Source organism: Paenibacillus xylanexedens, assembly GCF_017874615.1.
In the GTDB taxonomy this organism is placed as follows: domain Bacteria; phylum Bacillota; class Bacilli; order Paenibacillales; family Paenibacillaceae; genus Paenibacillus; species Paenibacillus xylanexedens.
Genome location: NZ_JAGIKV010000009.1, coordinates 41,373 through 54,423, shown reverse-complemented (window position 1 = coordinate 54,423; position 13,051 = coordinate 41,373). Strand labels below are relative to the sequence as shown.

The following is a 13,051-nucleotide window of genomic DNA, read 5'->3' as shown; positions in this document are numbered from 1 at the left end:
CCTCCTTACGGTTACATCGGTGTGGAAGCAGACATCTGCAGCCCTAGTGAAATTAGGTCTTTACTTGTACCAGGCAACATCATAAGTGCACCCTTCTGAATCGAATATCCGGATTCCATCATCATTTCGCGATAGCTTTCGGGTACAACCGAAGACATTCGTTTTAATTTTTCCGAATATGGGTCCACCACGAAAGAATCCGGCATCATACCTTTCCAAGCGCGTGTATCCCGAATCCGGCTAGTGGAAGCATCCTCTGTAATAAAAATGTTCTCGACCAGCACTTGTCCATCAGGGACAGACATGGTTTTGATCCGTTCAACAATCGGTTCAGGATCTTCCCCTGTGTAAATGCCATCAGTCATATGACAGATCAGAGGGGCAGGACAGTGCTCCATGTTACGAAGCTCAGACTGAATAATCTTCTCCGCTTGTTTGAATGCCTTCGCCGTGTCTGTGAATCGTTTCGGGTATAGCGGTGGCAGACTTCCACGATTAGCAATACGATCAATAGATTTAACACCATCTAGTAGATCGTATACTTCATCACTGTAGGCAAGAATCGCGATTCGATAACGAGGAGACACTTTTGATCCTTTCGTTGATCGGTAGACGATCTGGCGAATAATCGTCTGAAGTCCCTCATTGACGATATCCATCCTCCGTTGTCCTTCAAGCTCAAGCGTCATGGAGCCGCTTATATCAATTAAATAGATTAGTAGAGCGGGGGTGCTTCCCGTCGCATGTACTGAATAACTCATAGGAATAACCTCACCTTTTCATACTCAGGATATAGAAAAAGCCAGGTAAGTTCACCTGGCTTCTTATGTAACTATTTTGCTTCATCTGCACGTCTAAAGTTTCCTGCAATCGTATGTAAATTTTTGGACACTATATCTAGCATTTCAATATACGACTCCATTGTTTTCTTGTGCTGATCATATTGTTGATAAAATCCTTGGGACTGCATACCTTCCCATTCTCCATGCAGAGTTTGCATTAAAGAATTTAACTGCTGATTGAGCTGTGAACTTTGTTGGTGAGCGTCTTTAAACTTGTTAGATGCTTGATCCATCTCTTCAGGTGTAATTCTAATTTTTGCCATTTTTATATTCCCCTTTATACCAATTTTATAAATTTTACCCAATTACTATTGTATACAATGAACTATACAATTGCCAAACATTTTTTGGGAAAAAAGACTCATTTGTGAGTCTTTTTTCCTTTTAATCCTTAATTTACGACAAAAATCGAGCTTGCGTTTCTTGCTGCTACTTGTTCTTCAATGTGAGCAACACCATTGGCAAATGCATGTACCGCTTTAACATTTACGAATTTACGTTTAACATAAAAGCCTTCTCCATCTGGCAACACTCGGCTACCTGACACATAAGGTACTTTTATGTTAAACAGCTCGGTATCTGTGGACTCCGACGTGCCAAGTAACCAACCAATTTGACCGGATTTGATCTCTTTTAGCCAGTCGTCATAATTACGGTTAATGGCATTGGCTTGTCCAGAAACGACAATATAGACACCGTGCTCCCGTCCGTTTCGGGTGATGTATTCCAAATGACCTGTGATCGTTCTGGAGATACGCTTAGCTAGGAAATCAACATCATCCATGATCAGCATCATCTTCGGAGCAAATTCATCCGGATCAGCAACTCTCTCTTCCAGTTTGGTACGCAAAGCTTCCATCATTTCTTCCATGGTCGCTTCATTGGTTGCAAATGCCACCGTATGATGTAGATCTTTCAGAGCTCCCAATCCTTGAGGCGTGCGCCTAAAGTCGCATAGATAGAATTCAAGATGACCCGGCGAATATTTCATTGCCGACATCAATCCTATTGTCACGAGCAAAGACGTTTTTCCTGATTCCATTCTTCCGGCAACCATGAAATAGGGACCATCAGCTTCCATATCCCAACCCAGCATGTTCAAGCTATCGATGTCCATATGAACAGGTAATACAGGACTGGATGCCAGACTTATATCACTCATAACTTCCGGAATACCGATAACTTCAGGCAACACTCGAATGGACTCTGGTTTAGGCGTCATACAGGAAGCATCGATTGCTGCGAACTGTTCACGCAATAGCTTTGCGCGTGAAGACTCATTCACTGCATGGATAGACAATGCGGTCTGGAACTCATAAGGCGGAATCATGCCCTTCACAAAAGCTCTACCTTCCGGCATCTGTGTTGGTGCCTTGGTTAACCTTCCTACGGCATAGTTATAGTCCGCTGCATCTGCAAGCATATAGGAGACCGCATTCGGGAAATTACTGCGAATACGTTCCAGCATGTCCGCAATTCGGTTAATCGTTGCCACAAAGTAAATACCAAGTCCTGGACCTTCGCGTAACAGAGGATCCAGCTTCTCATGGAGCTTCTCGAACTGTCCTCGGAAACTAACATAGCTATCAATAATAACAAGTATGGCTGGCAGCGTATTTCCAGTCTCGGAACAGTAAGACAATCTGGATTTTACTCCTGTTTCAGCGAACAGCGTTTTACGCTTACTAATGGTCTCTTCCAGATAATTGAACAATCGGTTCATCTTCTCTTCCTGATCATCCTGAATGACATCTGCTACATGAGGCAATAGAGTATAATCCTTCAGCATTCTTCCGAAATCGAGCGCATAGATATTCACATCATCAGGTGTGGTCTCCATTGCCAGTGAATAGAGCAAGGTCTGGATAAATGTTGTTTTCCCCGTACCTGGCATACCATATATTAGCCAGTGTCCTGACTCCAGATCAATCCGAAGTGGAAATTGTCTTTGGTTCACTACATCATCAATAAGTCCAACCTGCGGATTCAAAATTTTACCTGGTTCACTTGAACTAACAGCCAGATCTTCCAAGGTCAGATGATTAGGCAGCGGCTCCAGCCAAGGACCTGGTAGACGCTGAATACCTTCGCGTTCTGCTTTCATCGCGATATGCTCAATAAGAACGTTTAATTGTTTTTTACTGAGCTTCTTTTCTTCAGCAGGTTTTGTTTCCTGAAGCAACTCGAGCTGGTCTCTTAACTTGGTCTTGCGACCATCTAATTCATAAGCATACATATTGCGGTCAGATTGCGTAATACTTTGATCTGGTCGATACGGAGCACCGCTCCATGCGAATTGAACGGATTCGAATACTTCATTACTACCGACCTGTAGAAAACCACGACCCGGGTTTGTAATATGAGCAGCATCCGGAATTCGGATCATCTCACGACTATCACTTTCGTCCTGAACCCGAAGGCAAACTTTATAACGGGAGTTACTCCAGATTTTATCATCTACAACGCCGCCTGGTTTCTGGGTTGCCAAGAGCAGATGCACACCCAATGTCCGACCAATCGCCGCGATAGAAACCAATTCACTCATGAACTCAGGTTGGTCTTTTTTCAGTTGTGCAAACTCATCGATGACAATGAATAGATGCGGGAGAGGATCCCGATCTTTCCACTCTGTAAGATAATATTCGTCAATATGCTGTACATTACCAGCAGCAATGAATAACCGCTGTCTTCGTTTAAGCTCGGCTTTAAGGGAAACCTTAGACCGTTCGATTAACCCTTCTTCTTCAAGGTTCGTTACTGTGGCAATAACGTGAGGCAATTCCTGGAACGTGTTGGACATGCCCCCACCTTTATAGTCAATCAGCATAAACGCCATATCATGGGGATGATATTCAACCGCAAGCGATGCAATAATGGATTGAATAACTTCACTTTTACCTGAACCGGTTGTTCCTGCCATAAGTCCGTGAGGACCATGTCCTTTACGCTCGATCTTGTCATGAAGGTTCAGCAGAACCGGCTTTTTCCCCCCTCTAACACCCACAGGGAAAGGAAGGGTATTGGGATAACGTGACTTCTGCCAATTGTTTTCCACATGAAACTGTTCGATATTCTGTATTCCAAATAATTCAAACAACGTCAGTACATTTACAATCTCATCCGCAGAATTCCGCTTGATCCGATACGGAGCAATCTGACGTGCAAATTGATCTGCTTGTTCCAGTGTCATCTGATCTGATTTGAAGGGTTGTACAAATGGAATCTCATCCTTAGGCTTGGCATAGGTAGCATCGCCAGCGGCCCCCCCTGTTACATTCGTTGAACGCATGACCCCTTCAGCAGAATGCAAATCAATAACAAGTTCACATTCCTTCGGAAGAACGTCTTTGCTCGGTGCAAGTACGATGCTGCAGACACCAATGACCTCTGAGCTCTTCATCATCAAAGGAAGAATAGGCTCATGCTCCAGCATCTCAATGAACGGCAGGAAACACACGTAAAACGGAAGTGCTTTCTCCCCCTTGTTCAACCATTGGCGACGCTGTAACATCGTAAATAATTGCTCCATCAATTGAGGTTGATATCCACGTTCTTCGAACAGATATCTGCCCGAACGGGTGTCGTTCCACACATGCGGAATCCACCTCATCCAGTCCCAATTTTCTCGTTGTATCTTATTCATAAATACGGCCATTTTAAGCTCGTCAGGTGCATGATGTGCCGCAAGTTGGGTCACAACAGTACGACAGAACATATTTAGTTCTTCTTCGTCGCCAACAAGTCCGATAATGCGATATTTACTCAAGTCTAACAGGGCGGGTGCATTCGTAATTGTAGTGAATTTCTCCGTCATTTCTCTCGCTTTTTCAAGCATCGGATCCTTCTCGACTCCATTTTGCTTAGGTATCGTAATATCGAAGTTACTTGGCACGGTTCCAATGCCGACGCGGACTTTCAAGAAGTCAAAATCCTGCGGAATTCGCTCCCATACCGAAGAGCTTCGCTCCTTGACCATATTGATACAAAATTGTGGATCCAAATGGGTTTGGTGCCAGTTCAAAATCAATTCGTTCTTCCAGTTCTGCAGCGTTTCCCTGTTCTCATTAATGTGATTGTCGTATAAACGTTCACGATCTTTAATTTTCTTGCGATGCTTCGCTTTACTCTGGAAATGAACCAGTACAGGTACAAAATATGAAACAACCATCATACAGAGGGAAATCATCTGTACGGTTACAAATTGCCCATTCCCCCGACTTTGGTAAAAAGTCATCATTGCCGCCCCACCTGCAACTGTAACCATGATGGGAACCATAATCGAGATAATGTTCAATTGTGGTGGTTGAGGAAGTGAGGGCGGGGAGAAAATTTCCACTTCCTCTCCCGATGTTTCCTTAATAATCCTAGGCGATCTCTTATAGAAAAAATGGGACATGCTCCGTCTGCCTCCTCTTCAACGTATTTTTTTAGCGATTCATGCAACCCTTTGGATAATAACCTGCTGCTGCTGCATCTCTTTCACTTGAGAAGGTCTCATCTTCCCGATAACCATAAGAACATGTACTAGGGTAATAATATTTAATACCGGTTGTCAGATCGACAGCGCCTTTAATCTCTGTTTTCTTGACCAGTCGGCCTCCACCAAGAGCATAGTTGTTATAGAATTGGTCCCCTATCGGAATCCCTTGGATAAATGCCATAATTCCAATGTCATCGATGGAGTTGATCCATTCTTCCTGTGAAATTTGTGGAAGGCTAAAGGTATAATGGACTCCGTACCGAGTCGCGTACTCATTATGTTTGTTTATATAATAAGCCAGATCCTGTTGAATACTTTTCACGATGACACTTTTTCGCATCGCTTCAAAATTGGCTGCATTGTCTAATAAAGGAATGTTGGTTGTGCCCTCCAAATCTTCACGGAACCCTTCAACCCAAGCCTTTGCGTAAGAATCATACGCATATACATAACTGTCCAACGTGAAATTAATACTGTTACCTCTGTCGTCCGAGTAAGAATATGGTTTCTTCGGTCTCCACATATGCTTGAATACCCTCTCGCCATTGGCATCCCTGTACTCATCCACTGCGTACAAGTCATAGCCATCGTAATCAATGACGGCAACTGCTGGAATATATCCGGCAAGAGCTCCCTGTCTAACAGGGTCATTGACAACATCAAAATTCAAATAGAGTGTGCGAAAGAAAGTGTCCAGCGCTCTCTCTTTATTCGCAAAGAAGAATTTTCTCGACTGATAACCCGCCTCATATTCTTGGAGTACATTCATATTTAACATCTGAGAAGCATCCTGAACTGCAGTATGCAGTGAAGCTGAATATTGATCAGATAAGGCCTGAGCGGTTTTTTGGTCTCCTGTTCGAAAATCCATGACTAGATAAAAAGGGACAAAGATACAGATAAACAATATTGCCAGATTAGTAATCTTCATTGATTACCATTCCCCCGTAAGGAACATAGACCTTAACGTTGCCATCCGTGATGCCTCCAGTAAAAACATCACTAAGGATTGTAGCCATGGTGCGATTAACATTTTTCACTTTCACGGTGAAGAAGTCACCTACCGCCATGACATATCTACGATTTAGATCAGATGCTGGGCTATTGGGAAACAACCTCTGCATAATTTCCTGATTATAATGACCATCGAAGTAGGTCGTGAAACTATCACGGAATGTAGCCGGATTAGCCGGATCGGTATATTCCGGATTATATTTCTTGTGTAAATGTTCCATCTGGATGTCATACTGATTCCCCGTAGCTCCGAGCTTTTGGTTAAACTCTAGATACATCTCAGGAGTGATATACCCCTTGGTTCTAGCGGAATCCACGAATGTAGTCACAGCTGAGTGAATAACAATCTGAGACAAGTCATCCTGTCTTTGAGCCTGTTGGAACAACGGATACAAGAATAACAACACGATGGCAATGAAAATGCCTAATATTTTGGAGAAAGAGTTTTCCACACTAGCTCACCCTTTATGTAAAAACAATGGTTTGTACTTTGCCTTGACTGTCTCGAATATATGAAACAACATAGGTTCGATTGAGATCGACTCCTGATACATCAATACTTTCAATATCATCTGAACTATAGAAGTATTTATTAACTACACGAATATTGGCGTCCAAGGTTTTCATTTGTCTTATGCTTTGAAGAACCTCTGCACCCGTGTATGTAACTTGCTCCGTAATTTCAAGACTTGTGAACAACCTTCGCTCTTCATTTACTGCAGATTTATGCGTAATGTTAACTGCTGCATCCTGAGACTGAATGCCTCCAAGAGCGAACATGCAAGCAACGATCAGAATGCTAATTTCAGCCACGACCAGTATGAACTTTTCCATCGTTTCGCTCATTGGAGACCTCCTTCGACTTAAGTCAGAACTAACTAATTTTGTTGCACAAATTTAATAGCTCTAATCATGTTATTGCCATCTCTCACTATACTAGATATAAATTTTCCACTTGGATTAATATATTGGGCACTCGCCTGATTCTCGGCATTCACTAAACTTGTCTTTTTATCTTGATCATTATTCATAGTACTTACTATTCCATTTTCAACTCCAAAAATATTACCATAATAGTTACCTACGGTGTCACCTGCAGCTCTCTGTTTCCCCGTAATAACCTGGATACCAAACTGTTCCTGATTCATATATTGCCGTATCGCATTCAACACCTGACTCCCTGACAACGTAGTATTGCTATACGTCTGATACTCCGTATCCGACAGTTGTGTTGTAATCGCGGCCATCTTGGTCTGTCCCTGTTTTGCTGCATCCTGCGATGAAATCGTAATAATAACTACAATCGTAATCAACATAATTGTTAGGAATATGCCCGCCGCTACTCGAATACCGACGCCTGTATTCTCTTCCAACTTATTCAATCCTCTCTTTGCTTATTTCAGATGAAAACTATTCCTGTCTAAAAATGATGCCTCTAATCATGTTATTTTTATCTCTCACAATAGAAGATCTGAACTTCCCACTTGGATTAATATATTCATCAGCAGATTGCTTCTCAGCTTCAGTAAGGATCAAAGTACCACTATCGGGAGTTATCTCTCCAATGCCGTTAAATACATCGCCGTAAAAAGTCCCAGCAGTATTTCTTTGTTTGCCCGTGATAACCTGAACGCCAAATTGTTCCTGATTCATATATTGCCTCACTGCATTCAGCACCTGACTACCTGACAAAGTGGTATTGCTATACGTCTGATACTCCGTATCCGACAACTGCGTCGTGATTGCAGCCATCTTTGTCTGTCCCTGTTTTGCCGCATCTTGCGATGAAATCGTAATAATAACTACAATTGTAATCAACATGATGGTGAGGAATATCCCAGCTGCGACCCGTATTCCGACGCCTGTATTTTCTTCCATGAAAAAATCAATCCCCTCTTAAATGGTTTGTAATTGTGTTGATATATCACTTAGTTGTTTGAATGACATGTAAAGGAATGGGAAGACCAGATATAGTGCAATCAGCAGTGCACCTGGTGTCCAGCCAAATAACTTGCCATACGATGTTTTCTTTCGAATCAAACGCTCAAGGCGTTCCTTCTTCTGCTCAGCATAGTACTCTTGTTCCATCTCCAGATCGTCAAACGCTTCACGTAACGAAAGCTTATCTACCGCTTGCATTAGACGCTTCACGATTCTACCAAACGAATCGAACGGCGCATCCGATTTCAGCATTTTCAAGGCTTCCTCTGCACCACTATCATAATTGAGCAGACATTTTTGTAGCGCTGGTCTGAAAATGATACTGTATCTTTCCATCCACTCAAGTACGGTCTCCACAGAGATCCGTTCAAATTCACACAGAATCGAGATTAACACATGGAATTGGTCCACTTCATTTTGCATTTCCAATGCGCGTAACCGACGCTGAAATTGTAAAATCCATATGGTGATGTAATACCCTGTAACTCCAAAGCCTATAGCGATAAGGAGTTCCCACCATTTTAGATACTCGTTGTTCACAACAGTTACTTTACCGATAATCCGATTGACAGTATTATTCATAGCCACATCTGTTAATGGCTCATTTGAATGAGTTTCTATGGACTGAACAACCTGTTCTCGCGTCAAATCTTTATTCGTCCGAAGATCTTCGATAATTTGGTTGTCCATTGTCGTTACCTGATTAGCACGCTCCAATTCATCAGCATTCATATATCCAAGAATGTTCGTTGCTTCTGACGTCGGTTTGCTGAATATATGGTGTACGCTGTTGTAATGTAAAAACACAGAGAACACAATTACACCAATAAACGCGGAGACAGAGATAACGATTCGGTGGATATACAACCATTCCAATGTTAGATGAGAGTTTGCCTCTTTGAGGAGCATGTTGGTTCGATGATGCTTCCTCGTATTTGGTGACGGGACCAATCGATCCACGATCCACTTGACCCAAGACCAAGAATATGCTTTCTTTTCCCACTCTTTTCGCGGACCTTTAGCTACATATTTGGCTTCATCATTCTCCGATAATTTACGAATTAGCAAGTAACAGATTACAGCTGAAGCGTATATGAACATTCGAACTAAAAAACCAATTCTGCTGTCATAGAACTCTGTCGTAATTGGAAAATAGTTTTCCGCCCAACGCTGCAACGGAAACGACAGCAGGATTGGAATAAGTGCAAGTAAGGTCAATCCGCCTAATTTGTAACGTAATTTTTGTCTTCTCATCAGGTCATATCTGATCTCTTGCACAAATTTATTAATGGCATTCAGATACATGGAGCCCTTTTGAACGTTGCGGTCACCGTACTCCATAATCAAATGTGACACTCCGGAAAAAACTTTCAAATAACGGTTAGGCGCAACCGCATAGTATTTTTCCAGCTCTCGAGCAGGATCCTTGGATGTTAATACTTCGTGAATCCTCTCTGTCTGGAGCTTGATGTCATGTGGTGACGATTGTGCAGCCTGGTACAAGGCCTCATCAACCATCCTCACTTCCTGATAATGATGACGATCATCCTCCAGAACGTTCGAGAACTGTTTTAACAGACGATCTTCAACCCGGTTCACAAAAATATCAATGCACAATTCGTTTATAACGATAGCTGCTAACGCTCCAAAGAATAATGCCATCCAACTTTTACTGATTATTGCCAGTACAATAAGACCAATAATGATAGATCCTAGCGTCAAATAGGTAATTCGCATCGTTTCTTTACGCAATGAATACTCATCGTAGGTGTTGATCGCAGTCAGACGTTTACGAATCTTCAGAATCTGTGACTTGACGATCGGAACCTTGATCAGTTGATGATATGATTTCTGGTAAAACACCAACAATTGTCGTGGTGTTTTTCCTGTTACATTTTTAGAAGAAGGCCATACATTCTCACGATTCTTCTTCCGCTTGCGATCTTTGAGAATAAGATAAAGAAGTATTCCGCCCGAAATAAGCAGGGCACCGCCCGCAATGGCAAAAATCCATATCCACTTATTCATTGAGCCTGCCCCCAGTGTGCATTCAGAAACTGTCCGAAGTTCTCACGATCTTCCTCGTTCATGTTTAACAACATTTTTTCAATTTTTTCAGGAGAGATTGGAGACACAGCAACGTATTCACCATTACGGTATTCAATGATATTTCGTGCATTCCATACTCTTCCGCTATTTCTTCTGTACACTTCTCTTTGAAGATTGACCAAAGCGTCCAACTTGCTCTCAATAGAATCATCTTTAGATAACACTTCTTCATGCTCCAACGTATCCGATTCAAATCGAACAGGTGTGATCTCAGTTATTCGCTCAATGTAACGTTTACCGTTCATTTCCTTACGCATGTGAACATCCCATTGCACCGCATTTGCTACCTGTTCTTCTGCGATACGTTCATTCTGAAACACACCGGTTTTGAGCAATGAGTTCCGCAAAGACCATACCAATTCACGTGCAGAGGTCGCATGATGTGTAAAGATCGTAAACAGACTTGCTACCTGCGACATCTGAATCATCCAAGCTGCCACGGGGTCCGTAGCGACCTCCCCCAGAATGTTTACGGAACCATCCGTTTTCTTCTGAAGGTCTAGTCCAGCTTGTCCAGCAATGTTCTCGGTTTCTCGCAATGCTAGTGAGTTACGTTGTGGATATAGTCTTCTTAGATGCAGCTCAAATGTCATCTCTTGAATCCTCAAAGTTAACGTAGCGTATATGTATTTAACTGAGGCCATGACCAAAGATGTCTTTCCTGAACCCTGAGGTCCAGTAAATGCAGTAACCTGCGCACCTTTCATCAGGTACTTAATCATATCTCTAGCTAATTCAGCATTTACGGCATCTTTGGATGAGATCAGATGATCCAATTTCATATTAGGTAGATCAAACTTCCTAACAAAAAATGCCCAACTCTCTGCAAACGGCGGTCGAACAACCACGACCCTGGATCCATCTTTCATTTCATTGACTTTAAAACCGTTCGTCTCCGTTAGTTGACCTGGATTGTCATACTTATAGATGTTCTGACATACCCTTTTCAATTCTAGGTCAGTTTCAAAACTTAAAAACGATAAATGTATAGATTTACCTCGAAAGAAAATCCATACGCTCTGGTACCCCGGATACTTATATTGCTTCATTCCTTGCAGTAATGAAATCTCATCTTCCACAATCTGCATATTGGTAGGAACACCTGATACCCCACCAGATACGCCATCAATGGACATATCACGAATTTCGTCAATAACGCCAAACCCTTTATAATGCTGGTATACACGCTGCACAACGATAGCTAACTTATCATCAAACTCCAAACCACCACGTGCTTCTTTGACAAAAATGGAGTCAATCTCATCACCCGTAATTACATATGAATCTACCGTTCCATCTTCAATAACTTTTTTTGGTTGATCCAATTGATACTTATCGATTAACTTGGATAGACCTTGAAATCCGTGCTTCTTTTTATATAAATGAAGCAAAATATCAAATTTATCTTGTTGTGTTAATTGATCTTCATCCTCAAAAGGAATGATTCTATCGATATTATCATCGTTAAAACCATAATTACGTTCTAAAAGATCAGATATAAATTGCTTAAGATAAATCTTCTCTTGTATGTCACCTGAAGTCGCATTTTTCATGGCACTTCTTAGCTCAGCTACAACTCCCAGACGACGATTGTATTCCTCGCTTGTCATTCCCATATCCAACAAGTTACTGTTTACGTACTCATTAATCATGGTTTTAACGTATTCAAGAAGATAATCAAATTGGAACCGTTCTTCATTTTCATTTTTCTGACGTGTTCCAACCTGACCAGGTTTTCTGTTCAGCTTCAAGAATAAATACGCAATTAAAACAGCTACGATCAAAACAATTGCGAGGAAATTAATGGTGAAATTCAGTCCCATCTTAATTCCCTCTTTCAATTCGCTTCAGTTTGGTGTTAATACCAATCTCATGCAGTATTGTTTTTGCAGCACGGCCAACTTCCTGTATGAAGTAATGATTTTCATGACTGCTGCCGACAAATCGATTTCTAGCAAAGAAACCTTTAATGTCACCATCATTTAAATGATCTTTGAAGCTTGTATTATAGGGAATTGTCAATATAGGAGCTTTGAGCTTGTACTTGTTGGCTATATTTTTGATCTTATATTTTGACATAGGATCATACTGCGTCATAAGAAGCAGATGTGGCTTTTCTTCAAGTACCTCTGGCCAATGCTTCCTTTGATTGTCAAAATATTTTTCTAGTACACTTATATTTTGATTCACACAGATAACCACCAAATCTGCATCCCTGATCAGGCTGTTAGAGACCTCGTTATCCTGCCCACTTCTAGCATCCAAAAGTGAAATGCCATAGTATTCTGCCGCCATACGAAATACCATATTCACAGCTTCGATCGAACCCTGTTGTGGTCGATTAAGACGTTCACTTCCCCAAAGAAGGTCCAAACGATTCCGCTCTACCATTAGTGTATAATTTTTAACACTATTGCGTTCAAGCTTACTGCTCTTCGCAACACGCTCTAATGAGTCGAGCCCCAATCCACCAATGGCAAAAAATTGCCGATTATATTGATTAATTGTTTTATTGAAAAAACGCTCCATATCCCCGTCCGTCCGCTGCGGCTGAGATACTAAAGTTCTCACATCATACTCCAACCCGATAAATGCAGCCAAAGCAGCGGTTGCACTGGTTACGCCTAATCCATGCTGCATACCCCATAATGCAATTTTACCCATG

Annotated in this window: 11 protein-coding genes; all 11 read right to left on the bottom strand. The window is 41.8% G+C overall.

Annotation, left to right across the window (positions count from 1 at the left end; genetic code table 11):
* Window positions 1-11: 11 nt before the first annotated feature.
* The 11 genes from J2Z28_RS13760 to J2Z28_RS13710 all read right to left on the bottom strand — a co-directional run bounded on the left by J2Z28_RS13760 (window position 12) and on the right by J2Z28_RS13710 (window position 13,050).
* The gene (locus J2Z28_RS13760; RefSeq protein ID WP_145153652.1) at window positions 12-761 is read right to left on the bottom strand and encodes a vWA domain-containing protein; all 750 of its coding nucleotides are present in this window, start codon (window positions 759-761) and stop codon (window positions 12-14) included.
* Between the two features lie 71 nt (window positions 762-832).
* A complete protein-coding gene (locus J2Z28_RS13755) occupies window positions 833-1,105 on the bottom strand; it encodes a WXG100 family type VII secretion target (protein ID WP_211082924.1) in 273 nt (90 codons plus the stop codon).
* Window positions 1,106-1,233: 128 nt separating this feature from the next.
* Window positions 1,234-5,238, bottom strand: coding sequence for a type VII secretion protein EssC (gene essC / locus J2Z28_RS13750; RefSeq protein ID WP_211082923.1), 4,005 nt, complete (start codon window positions 5,236-5,238; stop codon window positions 1,234-1,236).
* Between the two features lie 31 nt (window positions 5,239-5,269).
* Window positions 5,270-6,253 carry a hypothetical protein gene (locus J2Z28_RS13745; protein ID WP_017692345.1) on the bottom strand — a complete coding sequence of 328 codons (984 nt, stop codon included), beginning with the start codon at window positions 6,251-6,253 and terminating at the stop codon, window positions 5,270-5,272.
* Window positions 6,240-6,788 (bottom strand): hypothetical protein, encoded by a 549-nt coding sequence (locus J2Z28_RS13740; protein ID WP_145153661.1) that lies wholly within the window; start codon window positions 6,786-6,788, stop codon window positions 6,240-6,242. Before J2Z28_RS13740 ends, J2Z28_RS13745 begins: the two co-directional genes overlap by 14 nt.
* A gap of 13 nt (window positions 6,789-6,801) precedes the next feature.
* The gene (locus J2Z28_RS13735; RefSeq protein ID WP_211082922.1) at window positions 6,802-7,182 is read right to left on the bottom strand and encodes a hypothetical protein; all 381 of its coding nucleotides are present in this window, start codon (window positions 7,180-7,182) and stop codon (window positions 6,802-6,804) included.
* Between the two features lie 32 nt (window positions 7,183-7,214).
* Window positions 7,215-7,709, bottom strand: coding sequence for an ABC transporter permease (locus J2Z28_RS13730; RefSeq protein ID WP_211082921.1), 495 nt, complete (start codon window positions 7,707-7,709; stop codon window positions 7,215-7,217).
* Between the two features lie 37 nt (window positions 7,710-7,746).
* The gene (locus J2Z28_RS13725) at window positions 7,747-8,214 is read right to left on the bottom strand and encodes an ABC transporter permease (protein WP_211082920.1); all 468 of its coding nucleotides are present in this window, start codon (window positions 8,212-8,214) and stop codon (window positions 7,747-7,749) included.
* A gap of 18 nt (window positions 8,215-8,232) precedes the next feature.
* Complete coding sequence (locus J2Z28_RS13720; RefSeq protein ID WP_150364189.1) at window positions 8,233-10,305, bottom strand: hypothetical protein; 2,073 nt, start codon at window positions 10,303-10,305, stop codon at window positions 8,233-8,235.
* A complete protein-coding gene (locus J2Z28_RS13715) occupies window positions 10,302-12,209 on the bottom strand; it encodes a P-loop NTPase family protein (RefSeq protein ID WP_017692339.1) in 1,908 nt (635 codons plus the stop codon). Before J2Z28_RS13715 ends, J2Z28_RS13720 begins: the two co-directional genes overlap by 4 nt.
* A 1-nt stretch (window position 12,210) precedes the next feature.
* Window positions 12,211-13,050 carry a hypothetical protein gene (locus J2Z28_RS13710; RefSeq protein WP_017692338.1) on the bottom strand — a complete coding sequence of 280 codons (840 nt, stop codon included), beginning with the start codon at window positions 13,048-13,050 and terminating at the stop codon, window positions 12,211-12,213.
* Between the last annotated feature and the right edge of the window lies 1 nt (window position 13,051).